This window comes from Bacillus cereus group sp. BfR-BA-01379 (genome assembly GCF_022663605.1).
In the GTDB taxonomy this organism is placed as follows: domain Bacteria; phylum Bacillota; class Bacilli; order Bacillales; family Bacillaceae_G; genus Bacillus_A; species Bacillus_A mobilis.
On sequence record NZ_JAKUFT010000024.1, the window covers coordinates 46,597 to 66,769 of the forward strand.

Consider the following 20,173-nt stretch of genomic DNA (forward strand, 5'->3'; position numbering starts at 1 on the left):
TATCACTTTAAAAAACAGAATTGTGTGATAAAATATAAAAAGGAAGGATGTGGAATCTGAATGAATTTGTTCGAAAGTAATATTTTTACATCGATATATACTTGTTTAGTAATCGGACTTATCGTTTTGTTTTTCCTATCATTTACTTTGTTTGTTAGAAGGTTATTGCAAAATAGCGCTGCAATAAACCAACATGTAATTCATATGAATAAGAAGCTCGAGCGAATTATTGAATTGCTTGAAAAAGATAAGAAATAATGATAGAAGATGTATGAAAAGGGGAAGAGGATGGCTAATTATATAAAAGAATTACGTGAAAAAGTAGGACACGATTGTGTTCTTATAAACTTTGCGGGTGGTTGTGTGTTGAATGAATATGGAGAAGTTTTATTGCAAAAAAGAGGTGACTTTAATGCTTGGGGATTTCCTGGCGGTGCAATGGAAATCGGAGAATCTGCCGCAGAAACTGCGATTCGAGAAATAAAAGAAGAAACAGGCTATGATGTAGAAATAAATGAACTTCTCGGGGTGTATACAAAATATTTTCAAGCGTATCCAAATGGAGACAAAGCCCAGTCCATTTTAATATTCTTTTCATGCTCAATTGCCGGAGGAGAGCAAAAAATAGACGGTGATGAAACGTTAGATTTGAAGTTTTTCCCGCTAAATAAAATGCCACCATTGTTTAATCAACAACATGAGGATTGTTTACAGGACTTACTAGAGAAAAGAGTAGGGGTGTATCGTTAACATAAAAAAGAAGCTAATGAGATTAGCTTCTTTTTTATGTTTTATTTATTTCCACCAATCATCAAACATTGATGCTGGAACTTGTCTTTTATGTTCGCTTACTGCGTAACGTTTTTCAATTTTTTCTGCTACGTCAGCTGGAACTGCTTTACCTTCTAAATAATCATCTAGTTGATCATATGTAATACCTAACTCAGTTTCATCAGCTTGACCTGGTTTTTCATCTAATAAATCAGCTGTTGGCATTTTTAAGTATAGTCGCTCGTCTGCACCTAATTCTTGTAATAGAGCGCGTCCTTGGCGTTTTGTTAATCCTGTTAATGGTAATAGGTCTGCACCACCATCTCCGAATTTTGTAAAGAATCCTGTAACAGCTTCTGCCGCATGATCAGTTCCAATCACAAGTAGCCCTTGTTGACCACCGATTGCGTACTGCGTAACCATACGGATACGTGCTTTCACGTTACCTTTATTGAAATCTGTTAATGCTTCACCTAATACGTTTTCGTATTGATTTGAGAAAGTATCAACTGTTGACGCAATATCAAATGCAACAGATTGGTCAGGTTGAATAAATTGTAATGCTAATTGTGCATCATCTTCGTCTTTTTGCACTTTATAAGGAAGGCGTACGGCGATAAACGTTGTGTTACCACCTTCATTGCGAATTTCTTCCACTGCAAGCTGAGCTAAACGTCCAGCTAATGTAGAGTCTTGTCCGCCACTAATGCCAAGTACAAATCCTTTTGCACCTGTTTTTTTTACATAATCTTTTAAGAAATCTACACGTTTACGGATTTCTGCTTTCGGATCAATTACAGGCTGAACATGTAATGCTTTCATAATCTGTTCTTGTAATGTCATTATGTTTTCCTCCTATTCATATTAAAGCGGTAAATAAGTTTATATGTATATTGGTACATACTTCTATCCTTTATTATTTCGCAAAACTAACGAATATACAATAGGATGCGTGTATGAATATGAATGTAGTCATTATAATGAAACTGCTTCGTTTAAGCAATTTTTTTGAAACCTTTCAATAATGTAAGGTTTTTGTCATTTGAATCGATGGAAGGTATTTCCGTACTTTACTAATATTAAGAACATAGTTAGCAGAAGGGCGGAGAAGTAATATGAACATTAGAGAACTCGCATACAGGAATGTAACGCGAAATAGACGAACATACTCAGCATATTTTTTAAGTAGTGCATTTGCAATTATGGCCTTTTTTGTGTACTCATTTTTTGCGTTTCATCCGGCATTAAGCGCTGGAGAATTGGGACAGTATGTTTTCGTAAGTATGTCTTTTGCACAGTCCATTATTTACTTATTTACGTTTTTCTTTATTTTATATTCGATGGGAATGTTTTTAAAAACGAGAAAGCGTGAATTAGGAATTTTAATGATGTTAGGTATGACGAAATATCAATTAAAGCGTCTTATCTTCTTTGAAAATATTATGATTGGGATAGGGGCAATTATTTTTGGGATACTTGCAGGTATGCTATTTTCCGGAATATTACTATTTGTAGCTCCGATGATATTAAAATTAGATATTACTTTAGCTTATTACATACCAATGAAAGCTATTGTTGTAACGAGTATTATGTTTTTCATATTATTTATGATTATTTCATTATTTAGTGCAGGAATGGTTCGTAAAAATAAAATTATGAAATTGTTTAGAGGATCAGCAGAAGCGAAGCCAGAACCGAAAGCATCTATTATTTCTTCTATATTAGCAGTCATATTGATTAGTGCGGGATATGCAGGAGCGCTTCTGTCACATGGTGCAATGGTATTTGTTATGATGATTCCTGTTACAACGGTAGTCATTATTGGTACGTATTTGCTGTACAAGCAGTTAAGTGTCTTTATTATTAGACTATGTAAAAAAAGTAAACGTTTCTATTGGACACAGACAAATATTATTACGTTATCAGATTTAGCTTACCGCATGAGAGACAACGCAAGAATGTTCTTTATTGTAACTATTATTTCAACTGTAGCATTTTCAGCAATCGGTACATTAGTTGGTTTCGCATCAATGACGAAAGGAATTATGGAGAGACCAATTGCGTTTCAGTATCATTCTAAGCAAGGAAATAGTAATGAATCACAGCATTTGAAGATGATTGACGAAGGATTAAAGAAATATAATATAGCAGCTTCTAAAACAAACATTTCAACGAAAAAGACGGAGGAGCAGTCGTTAAGAAGTGCTATTTTCATAAAAGAATCAGATTATGAGAAATATGCGAAGTTAACAGGCGAACCATTTCAAACTGTAGCAAATAAAGAAGCTTTATTTTTGGCGGTGGATATACCAGGCCCACCGATGAAGGATAGAAAAGAAATTACGTTACCAAACACGAATGAAGCTTTAAAAGTGAAAAAAGTTAATACTTCTTCGTTAAGTAAAATACTACGAGGTAACGTTTATGTAATCTCTAAAACTCAGTATGATGCATTACAAGATGGCTTTAAAGAGGAAAAAGATTATGTGTACAAAACAGAAGGAACGAAAGATGAAATTGAAGTTGGTAAAGAACTTACGCATCAGATGAAGACTTATGAAGAACATGCAACGTTTAGTGCAGAAGAGTACGAACAAAACCAAAGTTTACAAATCGCAGGACCAATTTTATTTGTAGGCTTCTTCATTGGTATAGTATTTTTCGTATGTGCAGGAAGCTTCCTTTACTTCCGTTTGTTTTCTGATTTGGAGGATGATACTCGTTTGTTTGAAATGATTCGAAAAGTAGGCTTAACGAGCGGGGAATTATCGAAAGTAGTTACAATCAGGTTGGCACTTTTATTCTTCGTTCCAATAGGTGTTGCAACATTACATGGGGCAGTAGCGTTAACTGCACTGGGACAGATGTTTGAGTACTCACTATTTAAAGAAAATGCGATTGTATTAAGTATTTTCGTAGGAATTCAAGTTGTATATTTCTTACTGATACGATCTCGTTATTTAAAACAACTGAAAGAGAGATTACGTATTCGTTAATTGTGTTATTTTAACTTGAGTACAAAATTTTCTAAAAAGAGACAAGTATTACCAAAAAGTGATAAAATGGAAAGAGCGAGGTGGAAAAAATAATAGAAAGTAAGGGGGGAGTAATATGAAAGCAACAGGAATTATTCGAAAAGTAGACGAATTAGGACGAATTGTTATTCCTAAAGAGTTACGAGAAGTATTAGGAATCCAAATCAAATCACCACTTGAAATTTTCGTAGAAGAAGAAAAAATCATTTTACAAAAATATCAACCTTACAATGCTTGTCAAATAACAGGTGATGTTTCAGATCAAAACATATCATTAGCAAATGGAAACATTACTGTTAGTATAGATGGAGCGAAACATTTAATAAAAGAAATAGAGAAGTTTTTAAATAAGAGTGAGGCTTAGTCTTAATTTATATTATTTTTAAAATTTCATATCATTCTTTCAAAACTATAAAAGGACCATTAAATCGGTCCTTTTATTTTTGTTATTGGTTGTACCAATCGGATGTTTGGTTCCTAAAAATTACGAGATTAATCAAAGAGTAGTATAAAATTAGTAAGCTATATTGAGAAATATTTTTAAGGAAGGAAAATGAAACGAATAAAACGAATGTTACATTTAAACCTTTTCAAAAGTGGTCTGAAATGAAAATAATATATTTTCAGGAGGGATTACGATGAATAGTAGTACAGCGAATAAACAAAAAGGTATACAATTGATTCCTTTTACAGTAGATAAGGTGGTTGAACAAGTAAATGAAATTCCACCAGGTGTACAACTTATTCATGCTCCACAAGTATGGGAGAAGAGTGCGAAAGGAAAAGATATTGTTGTTGCCGTATTAGATACAGGTTGTGATGTAAATCATATAGATTTAAAGGATCGCATTATCGGTGGAAGAAATTTCACGAAAGATTATGAAGGGGATCCGAATATGTACCTTGATAATAACGGACACGGTACTCATGTAGCGGGGACAATTGCAGCGACTGAAAATGGTGTCGGTGTTTTAGGAGTCGCACCACTTGCTAAAATGCTAGTGTTAAAGGTTTTAGCGGGAGATGGTTCTGGAAGTTATGAGCAAATTATTGAGGCGATTCATTATGCTGTAAATTGGAGGGGACCTAATAAAGAAAGAGTGAGAGTCATTTCAATGTCACTTGGTGGTCCGCAAGATGTTCCAGAATTACATGAAGCAATTCAAAACGCGGTAAAGCAAGATGTTCTCGTCGTATGTGCTGCTGGGAATAATGGAGATTGTAATGATAATACGGAAGAACTAGACTTCCCAGGTGCGTATGCAGAAGTGATTGAAGTCGGTGCTGTCAATTTAGAACGGAAAATCGCATGTTTTAGTAATTCCAATCAAGAAATTGATTTAGTGGCGCCAGGTGATGAAATATTATCTACGTATCCTGAAGGGAAATATGCGGTATTAAGTGGAACTTCTATGGCGACACCGCATATTGCTGGAGCGCTCGCATTGCTCATTAAGCAGTGTGAGAGGGAATATGGTAGAAAGTTATCAGAGCCAGAAATATATGCACAACTTATTAAAAGAACTATACCTTTAGGGTATGAACGTACATCTGAAGGAAATGGATTAATAGATTTATTAAAAGAATAGTAAATACGAAAAAACATCTCATATGAATATGAGATGTTTTTTTGTATGGTTCTGTCGCATATAGTGGGGAATCTAGTATTTAATTCTTTTTCGTGAAATGTTGGGCACAGTTATATTTGTTTTTTCTGAAATAGAAGCTATGCATATAATTAAAAAAGAAGAGTTTGATATAAGGAAGTAATTTGTTCAAAATCAGAAAAATTCATCCATTAATTATTACGAATACGTTGTTCGGTGGCGATATCGAAAAAGTGTGCTTTCGCTAAACTAAAAGCTAATGGAAGTGTATCGGTAGCTTTAATCTCGGAACGAGCATTAATTCGCGCAACAAAGTTTTGATTTGAAAGTTTTCCATGAATCATCGTTTCAGCACCTAATAATTCAGCAACTTCTACTGTAATTTCGACTGTGGATTCAGGCGAAGATTGAAGAACGATTGGTTCATCATGAATGTCTTCAGGGCGAATACCGAGTATGATTTTTTGTCCATTATACCCTTTACTCTTTAATGTTTTTAGTTGGCCATCTGGTACTTTAAAGCGAATATTTTCTATATAGAAATAGTTCTCTTGTAATGTCCCGGTAAAGAAATTCATAGCGGGAGAACCAATGAATCCACCAACAAATATGTTTTCAGGCGTATCATATACTTCTTTTGGAGTACCAACTTGCTGGATGAGCCCATCTTTCATAACAACAAGGCGTGATGCCATTGTCATAGCTTCTGTTTGATCATGCGTTACATATATAGTGGTCGTATTTAAACGGCGGTGAAGTTTGGAGATTTCTGAACGCATACTGACGCGTAATTTTGCGTCTAAATTCGATAGAGGTTCGTCCATTAAAAATACTTTTGCGTCACGGACGATAGCTCTTCCTAGTGCAACACGTTGGCGTTGTCCACCTGATAATGCCTTCGGTTTTCGTTGTAAGTAATCTTCAAGCCCTAAGATTTTCGCTGCCTCTGTTACTCGGCGACTAATTTCATCTTTTGGAAGTTTGCGTAGTTTTAAGCCGAACGCGATATTATCATAAACAGTCATATGTGGGTATAGTGCGTAATTTTGAAATACCATCGCAATGTTGCGATCTTTTGGAGCGACATCATTCATACGCTCTCCATCAATATAAAACGAACCATCGGAAATATCTTCTAGACCTGCGATCATGCGTAGAGTTGTTGATTTGCCACATCCCGAAGGACCGACAAATACGATAAACTCTTTATCTTCAATATGTAAATTAAAATCAGAAACAGCAGTGGTTTTATTATCGTAAATTTTAAAAATATGATCTAATACTAGTTCGGTCATATTTATTCACTCCTTTTTGTAATTGATTGAATTATAAGATTATTAAAAGCGTAAGTAAATCGGCATTGTGCACAAAAGAATGAGAGGCTTTTATGCAAGTTTACAGATTTAAGAAACGAAAAAGCAAATGTAGGATGTACTTTCAACTATAGATATGGGATGAAAGTATTACTTCCTCGTAGAAAAATATGTTAAAAGGGTTTCAAAGTCATAAAACAATGATGGTATGAGAAAATGAATATTGTAACGTCTTTCAGGAGAATTTTATGAGATATCTAAAGAAAGAAACGCCATATAAACTGCTACTGCACCTTCAAAAGTTTTTATATTAATTCCTGTTTTTTCAATGAATTTATCAATTCGATATTGTAAAGTATTACGATGTAAATATAATTGTTTCGCTGCAAGAGATACATTTAAGTTACATTGGAAGAATACTTTAACGCTATCAATTAGTTCTTTGTCATTTGAAATGTGTGCCAATAATTGATTCGTGTATTTTTTTCTTTCTTCTTTCGGTAATGAAATCATTAATTGATAAGGGAGCAGTTGTTCAATATATGTAATTTTTTTTGATAAATAAGGAGAAAGAATAGAAAATAAATTTCTCTCCCATTGATACAGATAAGCAAATTCAGCTGTTTGCGTATAGCGTCTGCCAATAAAGAAGGATAGGGATATAAAAAAATCTGTTTCTAGTGTATCTAATGCTGTTTGCAATGCAGATTCCGTTATGTTTTCTTCTAAGATGAGGACGCCAGCTTGTGAAGTTTCCCATATCAATGTTGTAGTAAAAGAAAACATAGATTGTAAAGCATCTTGAAATTCTTCTCTTTCTACAATAGATTGTGTTGTGAAGAAGTGTAAAAAACGAACTGATAGTATAGAGATATTGTTATTTTTATATAGTGCTTCATGCCACAATTTTTCTTTTTCTGTTTTATAAAATGTATCAGTCTGAATGGGTGTTAAGATGGATGAAAGTAATTGATGCTCCCTTTGATGTAATCGGATTTTTCGAATCCCGACTTTGTTTCCTTCAACTAAAAACCAGCTATAATCTTCTGACAACACAGCTTCATTGATTTTTATATCCTCACCATAATATGTTTTTAATTGTTGAATCATAGGAACACTCCACTTTCTAAATCTAAAATAATAATAACTACCCTTAAATTTTCGCACTAGAATCTGACATATTTTTGCTAGAATTGATAGCGTTTCTGTATTGTGAAGGAGATAGATTCGTTTCTCGTTTAAATGATTGTGCAAAGAATGATTGGGAAGAAAACCCGGTAATAGTTGAAATGTTAGAAATCGAATAATTGGTAGTTTCTAATAATATTTTACTTTCTCTAATACGAGTTTGAATTAAGTATTCAATAGGCGAAACGCCGACGAATTTCCTGAAAGAATGGGATAGATAATATTTATTTATATGACTAATGCGTGCTAATGTATCTAGGCTAATATTTTCGTGAAAATGCTGCTTAATATAGTTTTTTATAAATTCAATATCTTTATTGATTTTTTGAGTAGATGTTTTTTCTACATTAAAAGATTTTTTCCTCATCATTTTAAGTAGTAATATTTCCAGAATATTTTGTATAATTAAATCGTAATCCTCCTGATGGTTTTCCACTTCTTCGATTAGTTGTTGAAGATAGAAGAGAAAGTTTTTTTGATCCTGGCTATAATTATGGATAGTGACTGGACTAGGATTTTCTATGGATGAAAAGGACAGACCTTGAATACCAAGTGCGATGTATTCGAGAGGGTGATTCATATCAGACTTTTCTGTGTGCTCGATATTTGGGTTGATGATAATCAAATTGTGCTCTTGGACGGGGATTTCTTCTTTGTAAAAGATAAAAGTTCCTTTGCCCTTGGTAATATACAATAGCTCTGTAAAGTGATGCGCATGAATGGTACTATGCCAATCTTTATCGTATTTTGATTTTGTTATATAAAGAAGCTTTACTGGAAGATGGTTTCGTTGAATTTGTGGAATCTCATATACTTCATTGGACAAATGAATCCCTCCTTCGTAGACTTTTTATCTATTTTATAAAGATTTTAGTGGGATATTCAGTAAAAAGCAAGATATCTAAAAAACAGAACAAGATGTTTATTGTGAAAGCGTTGTCTATTTTGTATTCTTTAATTATGAAAGACAGATTAGGAGATGGGGGTAAGATAAAGATGAAAAAAAAGTTATTGTTGTCTGGAATGACAGCTTTGTTATCTCTTAGTTTAATAGCATGTCAGAGTAATACTACAAAAGTTGATAATTCTAAGGAAGGTACAAACTCTAATAAAAAACAAGTTCTTCATGTGGCAGCACTTGAATCGGCTTATGGTAAAGAGATGTGGACCAAAGTGATTGACGCATATGAAGCTGCTAATCCAAAAGTTGATGTTAAATTGACGGTGGACAAAAATCTTGAGGATGTCATAGGATCGAATATGAAAGCGGGAAACTATCCGGATGTTGTGTTGTTGGCAACTGGGAGAAAACAGGCGCTTACAGAAACATTGATTAAAGATAAAGCTTTAGAAGACATTACAGATGTTTTAGATAGGAACGTTTATGGTGAAGAGGTTAAGGTGAAAGATAAGCTAATACCGGGGCTTACAGGTACATTGGCAACTAATCCTTATAACGATGCCAAAACTTACATGGCCCCGATGTTCTATAGTCCAACTGGATTATTTTATAATGCTAGTTTATTAAAGGAAAAAGGTTGGGAAGTACCAAAAACTTGGGATGAAATGTGGACTTTGGGAGATAAAGCGAAAGCAGAAGGAATTTCTTTATTTACTTATCCTACTACTGGTTATTTTGATACATTTTTCTATACTTTATTATTAGGGATGGGGGGACCGGAGTTTTACAATAAAGCTATGAAATATGAAAATGGTATTTGGGAAACCCCTGAAGCAACAAAGATCTTTGAAATTTTCGGAAAATTAGCAAAATATACAGAACCAACAACTGTTGCGAATGCCAATGACAAAGACTATAAGAAAAATCAACAATTGATTCTCGATAATAAGGCGCTGTTCATGCCAAATGGTACATGGGTTGTTGGTGAAATGGAAGAAGCACCTCAATCGAAAGGTTTTGAATGGGGCATGATGACTTTACCAAGCTTTGATGCTAACAGCGACCGATATGCGTTTACTTATTTTGAACAAATGTGGATTCCTTCTGCAGCTAAAAATAAACAAGCTGCTAAAGATTTCTTGACGTTTGTTTATTCGGATAAAGCCGTTGAAAAATTTGCAGAATCCAGTGCGATACAGCCTATCAAAGGCATTTCTAGTAAACTGACAGGTAGTAATAAATTATTCTATGGTATCTATGATAACGGAGCGAAAGTGGGGACAGGTGGATTTGCGGCAACGAAAGCCGTTGAAGGTGTTAGCATGGCAGATACATTATTCAGAACGATAGACAGTGTTATGTCTGGTGATAAAAAAGTGGAAGATTGGCAAAAATCCGTTGAAAAAACGAGTGACCAATTACGGTCTGCATTAAAATAAAATAGTTTTTTAGTTTTCACTACGTACAATGGTGAATCGCTAGTCTCACCATTGTACTTATTAACTGAGGTGATGGCATGAATAAGACAACCGAAAAAAGAATTTTTATTTTTGTTTGTACTGCACCCGCACTAATCCTGTTAGCCATTTTTATGATTGTTCCTACGATTGAGGTATTCAGGATGTCCTTATATAAATGGGGAGGGTTTTCTAATAATAAAGTATTTGTTGGATTAGAAAACTTCAAGATTTTATGGAATGATATGAATTTCTTTCGATCTCTTCAAAACAGTATCGTATTAATTGTTATTGTTACACTTATCACGATGGTGATGGCAATCTTATTTGCCACTTTGTTAACGAGAGAAAAAATAAAAGGTAAAAGTTTCTTTCAAATTATTTTTTATCTCCCTAATATTTTATCCGTTGTAGTTATCGCGGGAATATTTTCTGCAGTTTATGATCCGACTACAGGATTGTTAAATAATATACTTGCTTTATTTAACCTTGAAAACCTTCAAAAGATGTGGCTCGGTAATCAAAAGATTGCCATTTACAGCATTGGCGGGGCACTCATTTGGCAAGCGATTGGTTATTATATGGTCATGTATATGGCGGCAATGGCAAGTATTCCGGAAAGTTTTTATGAAGCATCTGCTTTGGAAGGTGCTGGACGGATCAGACAATTTTTTAGTATTACGTTACCGTTAATTTGGAATAACATTCGGACGACGTTAACTTTCTTCGTTATTAGTACGATTAATTTAAGTTTTCTACTCGTTCAAGCGATGACTGGCGGGGGACCTGACGGATCGACGGAAGTGTTTTTAAGCTACATGTATAAGCAGGCTTACACTAATTCTTCTTACGGTTACGGTATGGCTATTGGGGTGGTCATTTTCCTATTCTCATTCGCATTATCTGCAATTATAAGCGGTGTCACTAAAAGGGAAGTGTTGGAGTATTAAGGAGGTCCAAAATGATGGAAACACAAAAAAAGATGACTACAGAAACAGCTTATCGAGATCCAAAAATGATGGAAACCGAAAAAGAAATGATTGTAGAAGCAGTTTATAAAGCCCCAAAAATAGTTAAGCCCCAAAAAGGTATGACTACAGAAGTAATATATCGTTGTTTTATATATGTAGCACTGATTACGTTAGCAATTTCTATTATTATTCCTGTTGCATGGGTTTTCATAGCATCAGTGAAGCAAAATTCGGAATTTTACGGAAGTCCTTGGGCCATACCAAAAAGTTTCTATTTTCAAAACTTTATCGATGCTTTTCAAAAAGCAAACATGGGTACCTATATGTTGAATTCAGTCATGGTAACTACATTGGCTCTGCTCATTTTATTGATTGTGGCCTTACCGGCAGCCTATGTGTTGGCAAGGTATACCTTTAGAGGAAGCAAGTTAATAAATACTTTTTTTAAAGCTGGATTGTTCATCAATGTGAACTACATTGTTGTTCCAATTTTCTTGATGTTATTGGACGGAGATACCTTTTTACGAGGTCAATTGGGTGATGGATTTCTACTAGACAATTTATTTGTTTTAGCTGTGGTATATGCGGCGACGGCGTTACCATTTACCATTTACTTGCTGTCTAGTTTTTTTCAATCACTTCCATCTACGTATGAAGAAGCGGCGTTGGTCGATGGTGCAGGATATTTCAAAACAATGATTTCAGTCATGATTCCGATAGCTCGTCCAAGTATTATTGCTGTCATTTTATTTAATTTTCTTGCCTTTTGGAACGAATACATTATTGCCTTAACATTAATCCCAGGGCCGAATAAAACGTTACCTGTTGGGTTAATGAACTTGATGGCAGCTCAGAAATCGGCTGCGAACTATGGTCAAATGTATGCAGGAATGGTTCTCGTCATGCTGCCAACTTTGATTTTATACATCATTGTTCAAAAAAAATTAACACAAGGAATGTCCCTTGGTGGTTTAAAGGATTAAAGGAGGATTTACATGAAAAAGAAAAAAGGCCGTGTTACTTTACCGAGTGAAGAAAATTTTCTTAAGGAAACAAAAGAATTGATGGAACGATGGGGTGCGGATGCGATTCGCGATAGTGATGGAACGAAACTAGACGATGATATTAAACAATTAGATGCGAAAATTTATACGACCTATTTTGTTGCTCGAGCTCACAATGAGTTTGCAGAGAAGCACATGGATGAATGCCAGCAACTTTATTTAATGAGCTTGTTCAATACAGCGATTACTGACACCATTGAAATTGATTTTATGAAAGGCTACTTTGAGGAACAATTAAAGCCGGATTACATTCACAGTCCTAAAAAATACTGGGAGGTTATCGATCGGACGACAGGAGAAATTGTTGACGTTAATGATTGGGAAGTAAACGAAGAGAAAAATTGTGTCTTGATTACGAATGCGATTCCTTGGCATGAATACACGGTTTCATTCCTAGTCTATGCGATTTGGGATCCAACACAAATGTACAATCATATTACTAATAATTGGGGTGATAAGCCACATGATATCCCTTTTGATGTCAGGCAGCCACATTCCAATGAATTTATGAAAACCTATTTAAAACAATGGCTGACAGAAAATCCGGATACAGATGTGGTTAGGTTCACAACGTTTTTCTATCATTTTACCCTGGTGTTCAATAATCTTGGCAAAGAGAAATTTGTCGATTGGTTCGGATATGGTGCTAGTGTTTCAGTTGCTGCTTTGGATGCTTTTCAAAAAGAAAAGGGTTATCGCTTAAGACCAGAGGACATTGTTGATCAAGGTTATTATAATACTTCGTTTCGAATTCCAACTACCGCATTTTTAGATTATATAGATTTTGTTCATAAGTTCGTTGCTGAAGAAGCAAAGAAACTTGTGGATATTGTCCATGAAAGTGGAAAAGAAGCAATGATGTTCCTTGGTGATAACTGGATTGGTACAGAACCATATGGGAAATACTTTGAAAATATCGGATTGGACGCAGTTGTAGGCAGTGTGGGCGGCGGAGCTACATTACGTATGATTGCAGATATACCACATGTTCGTTACACAGAAGGGCGTTTCTTACCTTATTTCTTCCCGGACACTTTTTACGAAGGTAACAACCCGACGATTGAAGCGAATGAAAACTGGTTAACGGCACGCAGAGCGTTATTACGGAACCCTGTTGATCGTATCGGCTATGGCGGTTATTTAAGTCTAGCTTATCAATTCCCGGAATTTATCTCCTATATTGAAAAAGTTACCGAGGAATTTCGTGAAATTCATGACACGATTAAAGGTGTTCAACCATATAGCGGTCTTAAAGTTGCAATTTTGAATTCTTGGGGCAAGTTGAGAACTTGGCAAACACATATGGTTGCTCACGCTCTATGGTATAAACAAATTTATTCTTATTTAGGTGTTTTGGAATCTTTGAGTGGGGCTGCTGTGGAAGTTTCGTTCATTAGTTTTGATGATGTCATTAACGAGGGGATACCTGAGGATATTGACGTTATCATTAATGCCGGTGATGTAGGCACAGCTTTCTCAGGAGGGGCTAATTGGATTAATGAAAAGTTAGTCACTACAATTAGGGCCTGGATGTATAACGGTGGAGGTTTCATAGGTATTGGCGAACCGACAGCCTATCAGCATGAAGGACATTATTTTCAATTGGCGAACGTCTTAGGTGTTGACAAAGAATTAGGATTTAGCTTATCAACAGATAAATATTTTATTAATCCTGTTGAAAATCACTTTATTTCTGCTGACAGCACTCAATTTGATTTTGGTGAAGGAATGAAAAACATTTATGCGTTATCAGATAAAACCGAAATAATCGAATATTCAAATGGAGAAGTCCATCTTTCTAGTCATCCGTTCGGAGAAGGCAGAGCTGTCTATATAGCGGGGATGCCATACAGCGAAGAAAATACACGTCTGTTAATGCGTGCGTTATACTATGCTGCCAATAAAGAAGGAGAATTCCAAAAGTATCATGCGAGCAACATTTATTGTGAAGTTCATGCATATCCATCTATTCAAAAAATGGCGATTGTAAACAATTCAATGATCGAACAAACAACGGCTGTCTACGACGGACAAGGAAACAGGAAAGAAGTGACGTTGGTACCTAGTGAAATCAGATGGGAGGATTTTTCGAATGAAGGCTAATATTTTATTCATTATTAAAATTGTTGTGTTTATCGTATGCCTGTCTTTAATTATCATCTACCAAAAGACAGCTGGCAAATTCGAATTAAGTATGATGTTGATTGGATTAGCTGGTCTCTTAGGGCTACTTTATGACTACAATCGGAAATACGTATAAATCAATTAGGGCAAGTGAATTGATCAAGGAATCGCACATATATGTTCAACTATAACAATTATAGAAAATTACTCAATACGTCAAATACAAACCTAGGGGTGCGGACAAATGAAAAAGGCAGTCGGCATTGATATTGGGGGAACGAAGATTGCAGCGGGAGTCATTTCTGACACAGGTGAACTGCTTGAACGTGTGGAAATCAAAAGTGATCCTTCAGACCGGGAAAAAATGTTTTGTAGAGTTGTAGAAGCTGTGGAACAAGTTCTCAGAAAATCATCGATTTCCATCGCTGATATCGAGGGTATTGGCGTTGGGGTACCGGGAAAAGTGGATTTTGAGAAGGGAATTGCCATTTTTCAAAACAACTTACCTTGGAAGCAGTTTCCTATTTTGGTCCGTTTGCAAGAGAAATTTGGTGTTCAGCGAATTACGATTGACAATGACGTCTATATGGCGGCTTATGCCGAATGGAGAGCAGCACATGTAAAAGAGGATGAAACCTTTGTCTATGTGACTATAAGTACGGGAATATCTTGTTCTATCATTCATAAAGGCTCATTTTTTAGGGGGGCAGGATTTGCTGGAGAACTGGGGTTGATTCCTGTCCTCTCGAGAGGGGGCAATGAACGATTGGAAAAAATTGCTGCTGGGCCAGGGATTCAGAGAATAGCCGAAAGGGACTTACAGGTAGATACGATTTCAACAAAGGATGTTTTTGCTAGTTATATAAATGGGGTACCAGAATATCAGTCTATCATCAATGAGGTAACTGATTATTTAGCTCAAGGTCTTTATAAGATTTCCTGTTTATTAGATCCGCATAAAATGGTTTTTGGTGGCAGTGTCATTGTGAAAAATCCATTTTTACTGGAGTTGATTAAAGAGAATCTGAAAAGGTTTCAGCTTCCAGAGCAACAACATCTTTTGGAGCAGATGAGCATCAGTACATTGGCGCAAAATAATGGAGTTACTGGTGCAGGCTTACGAGTATTTGAAGGTATGCAATGAGGTGGCGCCGGTCTTCTTTTATGGAGAGAATGATGGCAAATAGGTAGAGGAGTGGACGAATATGTTTACATTAAGTCAAGAAAACTTAGCTTCGTTAGGTGCATCGATAACAACAGCGGAAATAAGAAGGCAGCCTGATTTATGGGCTGAAACCTTTGCTTTGTATATGGAGAAAAGCGAGGGAATAGAAGAGTTTTTGAAAAAAATAGTAACGAAACACAACCGGGTTCGAGTTGTTTTTACAGGCGCTGGAACGTCTGCCTATGTCGGTGATACAGTCACCCCTTATTTAATAGAAAAAGCCGATGAACAACAGTGGGAAGTACTAAGCATTCCGACAACAACGTTAGTTTCAAATCCTTACCAATTTTTCAAAAAGGATTTTCCGACTTTACTCGTTTCATTTGCTAGAAGCGGAAACAGTCCGGAAAGTGTTGCTGCTGTACAATTAGCTGAGCAAATAGTAACGGATTTGTATCAAATAACGATTACTTGTGCGAAAGACGGTAAATTAGCCAAACGGGCCGTGAATAATGAAAAGAATTTATTGCTATTGATGCCTGAAAAATCAAATGATCAAGGATTTGCAATGACAGGAAGTTATACTTGCATGGCGTTAACGGCATTACTCGTTTTTGATTCTATATCGACAGAAGAAAAATCGAAGATAGTGAAAAAAATCCATCAAATGGGTGAAAGTGTCATTCAAAGAGAAGCGGTCATTCAAAAGATAGTAGATTTTGATTTTGATCGAATTATTTACTTGGGCTCTGGTAGTTTAGAAGGCCTTGCGAAAGAATCACAATTAAAAATATTAGAACTGACAGCTGGGAAAATTGTTACCGCATTTGATTCATCACTCGGATTCCGACACGGTCCAAAATCATTTGTAAACGAAAAATCATTAGTTTTCGTGTTTGTTTCTAACCATCCTTATACACGTCAATATGATTTAGATATGTTAAAAGAAATGCAGCAGGATGACATTGCCAGTTATATTTGTGCCATCGAGGTTGAGGGAGAAACTAAGTATGCTGGGAACAGATTTGTATTCGGCAGCGAGGTTCAGTCTGTACCAGATGCCTACTTAGCTTTACCTTTTGTCATGATTGGGCAAACAGTCTCTCTGTTAGCTTCAGTAAAAGTAGGCAATACACCGGATACACCTTCACCGACAGGAACCGTAAACCGTGTCGTTAAAGGTGTTACGATCTACGAATATGAGTAACTAGGATAGGGGAAACATACATGTCTATTTTTATCTTTGCAGATAAGTTTTTTCTTGAGGAGATGGTTACGGGTCCTGGATTTTTAGAAGTAAAAGACGGAAAATTCGGTGTTTTTTCAGAAGCCAGGCCAGAGGAAACGGCGGAAATTATTGAGTATAGAGGAAATTGGATTGCTCCTGGCCTAGTAGACACACATATTCATGGATTTAGAAATCATGACATTATGGACAATAGTTTTGGGGGACTGAACCAAATTTCGGTAGGACTCCTTTCTTGCGGCGTTACATCCTTTTTACCGACAACTTTAACATCCTCAATAGAATCGTTAAATAACGTCGTTGAAATGATTGGTGCCAATTACAAGAAAGTGCAAGGCGCAAAAATTAAAGGGATCTTTTTAGAAGGACCGTTTTTTACTGAAAAACATAAAGGAGCACAAAACACGAAATATTTTTGTGACCCATCAGTTGAAATGTTGAAAGGTTGGCAGGAATTATCAAATAACGTTATTAAAAAAATCGCGATTGCACCTGAAAGGAAAGGGGCAGCGGAATGTATTGAATATGCTGTAGGGGAAGGGATTGCAGTGGCGTTGGCTCACAGTGACGCAACGTATGAAGAAGCAAAGCAAGCGGTAGAAAAAGGAGCTTCCATTTTTATTCATACTTTCAATGGAATGAGTCCATTGCATCATCGTGAGCCAGGGATGGTCGGAGCGGCCATGAATTTAAAAGGTGTTTTTGCCGAAATTATATGTGATGGACATCATGTACATCCGGTGGCCTCAAATATTTTGATGAATGTCCGCGGCAGAGAAAAGGTTGTAATGGTGTCCGATTGTATGATGGCTGGGGGTATGCCTGAAGGAACTTATCAACTGGGAGAATTTCCTGTGAAAGTAAAAGAGGGGATGGCTCGTTTGGAAAGCGGAAGTTTAGCAGGTAGCATTTTACAATTAAAAGATGCTGTCAAGAATGTCGTCGAATGGGGAATTGCCACACCTGAGGAAGCGATTTATATGGCGAGTACGGCACCAGCTAAAAGTATGCAGCTTGAGGGCGAATGCGGAAAAATTGCCGAGGGATATGATGCTGATTTTATTGTGATGACGCCAGAGATGGATGTAACTGCTACCTATCTTGACGGTGTATGCCGTTTTCAAGCTTAAACAAATTTCTGAAAGAGGGATTACCAATGATACTATCTGTCACCATGAATCCATCGGTCGATATTTCCTATCCGATTCATGAATTAAAGTTAGATTTTGTTAACCGTGTGGAAGCGGTTCATAAAACTGCTGGTGGAAAAGGCTTGAATGTTGCGCGAGTGATCGCTCAAATGGAAGAAGGTGTCCTAGCGACAGGTGTGCTTGGTGGTACGATTGGGGAATACATTATTCAAGAATTAAATAAGGTCAATATTCCAAATGACTTTTTGAAAATCAAAAAAGAATCAAGAAATTGTATTGCCATTCTTCATGAAGGGATGCAAACAGAGATTTTAGAATCTGGACCAACATTATCCAAAGAAGAAGGGCTTAGTTTTTTAGAAAAGTTTGAATTTCTACTTACAACAGCTTCACTTGTGACAATTTCGGGCAGTTTACCGAAAGGGTTACCGACTAACTATTATTATCAAATGTTAGAAATCTGTCATAAACATAGAATTCCAGTAATTATGGATTCGTCAGGGGAATCTTTGAAACAAGCGATGCTTCATAAAGAAAAACCATTCGCAATCAAACCGAATAAAGCGGAATTATCTCAGCTGTTAGGCATTAACATGGACGCGGTAAATCTAAAGCAAGTATTAAACCATGAACTATTTACTGGGATTGAGTGGATTATCATGTCAATGGGTAGTGAGGGTGCATTTGTTAAGCACGGCGAGGACTATTACAGAGTTACGATCCCGAAAATAGAAGTGGTCAATCCTGTAGGGTCTGGTGATGCAACAGTTGCAGGATTAGCTGTGGCACTACATCAAACCCAAACGGTCGAGAGCGTTCTTAAAACAGCGATGACTACTGGAATGTTAAATACGATGGAAGCTGGAACGGGCCATATTAATGTGAATAAGTTTAAACATTACTTTGATCTCATTAAAGTTGGAAAAATAGATTGAAAGAGGAGAATGTTGATGTTAGAACTAACCAAAAATAAATTGGAAGCTCTAAAACGTTTATCTGCTGAAAATGGCATAATTGGAGCATTGGCTATTGACCAACGTGGTTCATTGAAAAAAATGATTGCGTCTGGCGGTGCAAGTCATGTTGGAGATGAAGGCATTATCCGTTTCAAAGAATTAGTTTCTGAGGAATTAACACCATTTGCTACAGCGATTCTTTTGGACCCTGAATACGGTCTGCCGGCGGCTAAGGTCCGCGATAAAGAATCGGGCTTAATCGTAGCGTATGAAAAAACTGGATACGATGCATCAGAAGTAGGCCGATTGCCGGATTTATTACCAAAATGGTCAGTGAAACGATTAAAAGAAGCAGGTGCAGATGCTATTAAATTTTTACTCTACTATGATGTCAATGAAGATGAAAAAATTAATAACTATAAACATGTCTATATGGAACGTATCGGATCTGAGTGTGCAGCTGAAGACATACCATTTTTCTTAGAGATTGTTACGTATGATGCTGACAGTGATGATGTGAAAAGTAAAGCATACGCAAAAATAAAACCGTATAAAGTGATTGAGGCCATGAAGGAGTTCTCAAAACCGCAATATAAAGTAGATGTATTAAAAGTAGAAGTTCCAGTAGATATGAACTATGTAGAAGGATATGCAGAAGGTGAATTTGTTTACAGTAAAGAAAAAGCAGCTTCCTATTTCAAAGAACAAAGTGAAGCAACTAAGCTGCCATTTATTTTCCTTAGTGCCGGAGTAAGCGCGAAATTATTTCAAGAAACATTAAAATTTGCTAAAGACTCCGGATCTACCTTTAACGGAGTATTATGTGGTCGGGCAACTTGGAAAGACGGTGTTATACCGTTTGCTATAGGCGGTGAACAAGCAGGTCGTGATTGGTTAAATGATATTGGAAGAAGGAATACTGAAGAACTGAATCACGTATTGAAAGAGACAGCTAACTCATGGTTTGCTAAAGTAAAAGTAACAGCTGAGCTTCAAAGTTAGTATAATATCTTTTCTTCCGTTTTTAAATGGAATGAAGAAAAATGAGTAGACATTCGTCTGCTCATTTTTTAGTGCGTCCAGTATGGTCGCAAATCCTAGATTAAAAGCCCAGAACAGTTCATGACTAAAGGGAGGGGGAGCAACCTTTATATATATAAACTGAAGAATATTAATTATCGTATAAAATCTAATAAAAAACATACTTAAAAAGGTAACAATATC

The 20,173-nt window shown here is 36.0% G+C and carries 19 protein-coding genes; 15 read left to right on the forward strand and 4 right to left on the reverse strand.

Annotated features, from left to right (window positions below):
• Positions 1–60 precede the first annotated feature (60 nt).
• Together MR113_RS11690 and MR113_RS11695 are read left to right on the forward strand one after the other, a co-directional pair.
• A complete protein-coding gene (locus tag MR113_RS11690) occupies positions 61–258 on the forward strand; it encodes a DUF4083 domain-containing protein (RefSeq protein WP_242254358.1) in 198 nt (65 codons plus the stop codon).
• 30 nt (positions 259–288) lie between these two features.
• Entirely contained in the window at positions 289–750 is a 462-nt protein-coding gene (locus tag MR113_RS11695) for an NUDIX hydrolase (RefSeq protein WP_242254359.1), read from the forward strand.
• Positions 751–795: 45 nt separating this feature from the next.
• On the opposite strand, the gene nadE is transcribed toward MR113_RS11695, so the two are convergent.
• A complete protein-coding gene (gene nadE, locus MR113_RS11700) occupies positions 796–1,614 on the reverse strand; it encodes an ammonia-dependent NAD(+) synthetase (RefSeq protein WP_242254360.1) in 819 nt (272 codons plus the stop codon).
• A gap of 272 nt (positions 1,615–1,886) precedes the next feature.
• On the opposite strand from nadE, the gene MR113_RS11705 reads away from it, so the two are divergent.
• The 3 genes from MR113_RS11705 to MR113_RS11715 all read left to right on the forward strand — a co-directional run bounded on the left by MR113_RS11705 (position 1,887) and on the right by MR113_RS11715 (position 5,395).
• A complete protein-coding gene (locus tag MR113_RS11705; protein WP_242254361.1) occupies positions 1,887–3,767 on the forward strand; it encodes an FtsX-like permease family protein in 1,881 nt (626 codons plus the stop codon).
• A gap of 115 nt (positions 3,768–3,882) precedes the next feature.
• The gene (locus MR113_RS11710; protein ID WP_000648284.1) at positions 3,883–4,170 is read left to right on the forward strand and encodes an AbrB/MazE/SpoVT family DNA-binding domain-containing protein; all 288 of its coding nucleotides are present in this window, start codon (positions 3,883–3,885) and stop codon (positions 4,168–4,170) included.
• A gap of 274 nt (positions 4,171–4,444) precedes the next feature.
• The gene (locus MR113_RS11715) at positions 4,445–5,395 is read left to right on the forward strand and encodes a serine protease (RefSeq protein WP_242254362.1); all 951 of its coding nucleotides are present in this window, start codon (positions 4,445–4,447) and stop codon (positions 5,393–5,395) included.
• A gap of 209 nt (positions 5,396–5,604) precedes the next feature.
• On the opposite strand, the gene MR113_RS11720 is transcribed toward MR113_RS11715, so the two are convergent.
• The 3 genes from MR113_RS11720 to MR113_RS11730 all read right to left on the reverse strand — a co-directional run bounded on the left by MR113_RS11720 (position 5,605) and on the right by MR113_RS11730 (position 8,740).
• Positions 5,605–6,708 carry an ABC transporter ATP-binding protein gene (locus MR113_RS11720; protein WP_242254363.1) on the reverse strand — a complete coding sequence of 368 codons (1,104 nt, stop codon included), beginning with the start codon at positions 6,706–6,708 and terminating at the stop codon, positions 5,605–5,607.
• Positions 6,709–6,972: 264 nt separating this feature from the next.
• Complete coding sequence (locus MR113_RS11725) at positions 6,973–7,836, reverse strand: PucR family transcriptional regulator (protein ID WP_242254364.1); 864 nt, start codon at positions 7,834–7,836, stop codon at positions 6,973–6,975.
• A 43-nt stretch (positions 7,837–7,879) separates the two neighbouring features.
• Positions 7,880–8,740 (reverse strand): AraC family transcriptional regulator, encoded by an 861-nt coding sequence (locus MR113_RS11730; RefSeq protein WP_242254365.1) that lies wholly within the window; start codon positions 8,738–8,740, stop codon positions 7,880–7,882.
• Positions 8,741–8,910: 170 nt separating this feature from the next.
• On the opposite strand from MR113_RS11730, the gene MR113_RS11735 reads away from it, so the two are divergent.
• The 10 genes from MR113_RS11735 to lacD all read left to right on the forward strand — a co-directional run bounded on the left by MR113_RS11735 (position 8,911) and on the right by lacD (position 19,951).
• Positions 8,911–10,254, forward strand: a complete 1,344-nt coding sequence (locus MR113_RS11735; RefSeq protein WP_242254366.1) for a carbohydrate ABC transporter substrate-binding protein — start codon at positions 8,911–8,913, stop codon at positions 10,252–10,254.
• Between the two features lie 77 nt (positions 10,255–10,331).
• Positions 10,332–11,222: a carbohydrate ABC transporter permease gene (locus MR113_RS11740; protein WP_001044588.1), complete on the forward strand. Its 891-nt coding sequence runs from the start codon at positions 10,332–10,334 to the stop codon at positions 11,220–11,222.
• A 14-nt stretch (positions 11,223–11,236) separates the two neighbouring features.
• Positions 11,237–12,226 carry a carbohydrate ABC transporter permease gene (locus tag MR113_RS11745; protein ID WP_242254368.1) on the forward strand — a complete coding sequence of 330 codons (990 nt, stop codon included), beginning with the start codon at positions 11,237–11,239 and terminating at the stop codon, positions 12,224–12,226.
• A gap of 12 nt (positions 12,227–12,238) precedes the next feature.
• On the forward strand, positions 12,239–14,410 hold the full coding sequence (gene gnpA / locus MR113_RS11750; protein WP_242254371.1) for a 1,3-beta-galactosyl-N-acetylhexosamine phosphorylase: 2,172 nt from the start codon (positions 12,239–12,241) through the stop codon (positions 14,408–14,410).
• Positions 14,400–14,567 (forward strand): DUF6903 family protein, encoded by a 168-nt coding sequence (locus MR113_RS11755; RefSeq protein WP_242254373.1) that lies wholly within the window; start codon positions 14,400–14,402, stop codon positions 14,565–14,567. Before gnpA ends, MR113_RS11755 begins: the two co-directional genes overlap by 11 nt.
• 108 nt (positions 14,568–14,675) lie before the next feature.
• Complete coding sequence (locus tag MR113_RS11760; RefSeq protein WP_242254375.1) at positions 14,676–15,575, forward strand: ROK family protein; 900 nt, start codon at positions 14,676–14,678, stop codon at positions 15,573–15,575.
• Between the two features lie 61 nt (positions 15,576–15,636).
• Positions 15,637–16,803 carry an SIS domain-containing protein gene (locus tag MR113_RS11765; protein ID WP_242254377.1) on the forward strand — a complete coding sequence of 389 codons (1,167 nt, stop codon included), beginning with the start codon at positions 15,637–15,639 and terminating at the stop codon, positions 16,801–16,803.
• A gap of 20 nt (positions 16,804–16,823) precedes the next feature.
• The gene (gene nagA, locus MR113_RS11770) at positions 16,824–17,972 is read left to right on the forward strand and encodes an N-acetylglucosamine-6-phosphate deacetylase (protein ID WP_242254379.1); all 1,149 of its coding nucleotides are present in this window, start codon (positions 16,824–16,826) and stop codon (positions 17,970–17,972) included.
• A gap of 26 nt (positions 17,973–17,998) precedes the next feature.
• Positions 17,999–18,928, forward strand: coding sequence for a tagatose-6-phosphate kinase (gene lacC / locus MR113_RS11775; RefSeq protein WP_242254382.1), 930 nt, complete (start codon positions 17,999–18,001; stop codon positions 18,926–18,928).
• A 15-nt stretch (positions 18,929–18,943) separates the two neighbouring features.
• Positions 18,944–19,951: a tagatose-bisphosphate aldolase gene (lacD, locus tag MR113_RS11780; protein ID WP_242254383.1), complete on the forward strand. Its 1,008-nt coding sequence runs from the start codon at positions 18,944–18,946 to the stop codon at positions 19,949–19,951.
• The last annotated feature ends 222 nt before the right edge of the window (positions 19,952–20,173 follow it).

What these genes read in the sequence shown, in the direction of transcription:
- MR113_RS11690 (WP_242254358.1), top strand. Translation starts at nt 61, where the DNA reads ATGAATTTGTTCGAAAGTAATATTTTTACATCGATATATACTTGTTTA.
- MR113_RS11695 (WP_242254359.1), top strand. Translation starts at nt 289, where the DNA reads ATGGCTAATTATATAAAAGAATTACGTGAAAAAGTAGGACACGATTGT.
- nadE (WP_242254360.1), bottom strand. Translation starts at nt 1,614, where the DNA reads ATGACATTACAAGAACAGATTATGAAAGCATTACATGTTCAGCCTGTA.
- MR113_RS11705 (WP_242254361.1), top strand. Translation starts at nt 1,887, where the DNA reads ATGAACATTAGAGAACTCGCATACAGGAATGTAACGCGAAATAGACGA.
- MR113_RS11710 (WP_000648284.1), top strand. Translation starts at nt 3,883, where the DNA reads ATGAAAGCAACAGGAATTATTCGAAAAGTAGACGAATTAGGACGAATT.
- MR113_RS11715 (WP_242254362.1), top strand. Translation starts at nt 4,445, where the DNA reads ATGAATAGTAGTACAGCGAATAAACAAAAAGGTATACAATTGATTCCT.
- MR113_RS11720 (WP_242254363.1), bottom strand. Translation starts at nt 6,708, where the DNA reads ATGACCGAACTAGTATTAGATCATATTTTTAAAATTTACGATAATAAA.
- MR113_RS11725 (WP_242254364.1), bottom strand. Translation starts at nt 7,836, where the DNA reads ATGATTCAACAATTAAAAACATATTATGGTGAGGATATAAAAATCAAT.
- MR113_RS11735 (WP_242254366.1), top strand. Translation starts at nt 8,911, where the DNA reads ATGAAAAAAAAGTTATTGTTGTCTGGAATGACAGCTTTGTTATCTCTT.
- MR113_RS11740 (WP_001044588.1), top strand. Translation starts at nt 10,332, where the DNA reads ATGAATAAGACAACCGAAAAAAGAATTTTTATTTTTGTTTGTACTGCA.
- MR113_RS11745 (WP_242254368.1), top strand. Translation starts at nt 11,237, where the DNA reads ATGGAAACACAAAAAAAGATGACTACAGAAACAGCTTATCGAGATCCA.
- gnpA (WP_242254371.1), top strand. Translation starts at nt 12,239, where the DNA reads ATGAAAAAGAAAAAAGGCCGTGTTACTTTACCGAGTGAAGAAAATTTT.
- MR113_RS11755 (WP_242254373.1), top strand. Translation starts at nt 14,400, where the DNA reads ATGAAGGCTAATATTTTATTCATTATTAAAATTGTTGTGTTTATCGTA.
- MR113_RS11760 (WP_242254375.1), top strand. Translation starts at nt 14,676, where the DNA reads ATGAAAAAGGCAGTCGGCATTGATATTGGGGGAACGAAGATTGCAGCG.
- MR113_RS11765 (WP_242254377.1), top strand. Translation starts at nt 15,637, where the DNA reads ATGTTTACATTAAGTCAAGAAAACTTAGCTTCGTTAGGTGCATCGATA.
- nagA (WP_242254379.1), top strand. Translation starts at nt 16,824, where the DNA reads ATGTCTATTTTTATCTTTGCAGATAAGTTTTTTCTTGAGGAGATGGTT.
- lacC (WP_242254382.1), top strand. Translation starts at nt 17,999, where the DNA reads ATGATACTATCTGTCACCATGAATCCATCGGTCGATATTTCCTATCCG.
- lacD (WP_242254383.1), top strand. Translation starts at nt 18,944, where the DNA reads ATGTTAGAACTAACCAAAAATAAATTGGAAGCTCTAAAACGTTTATCT.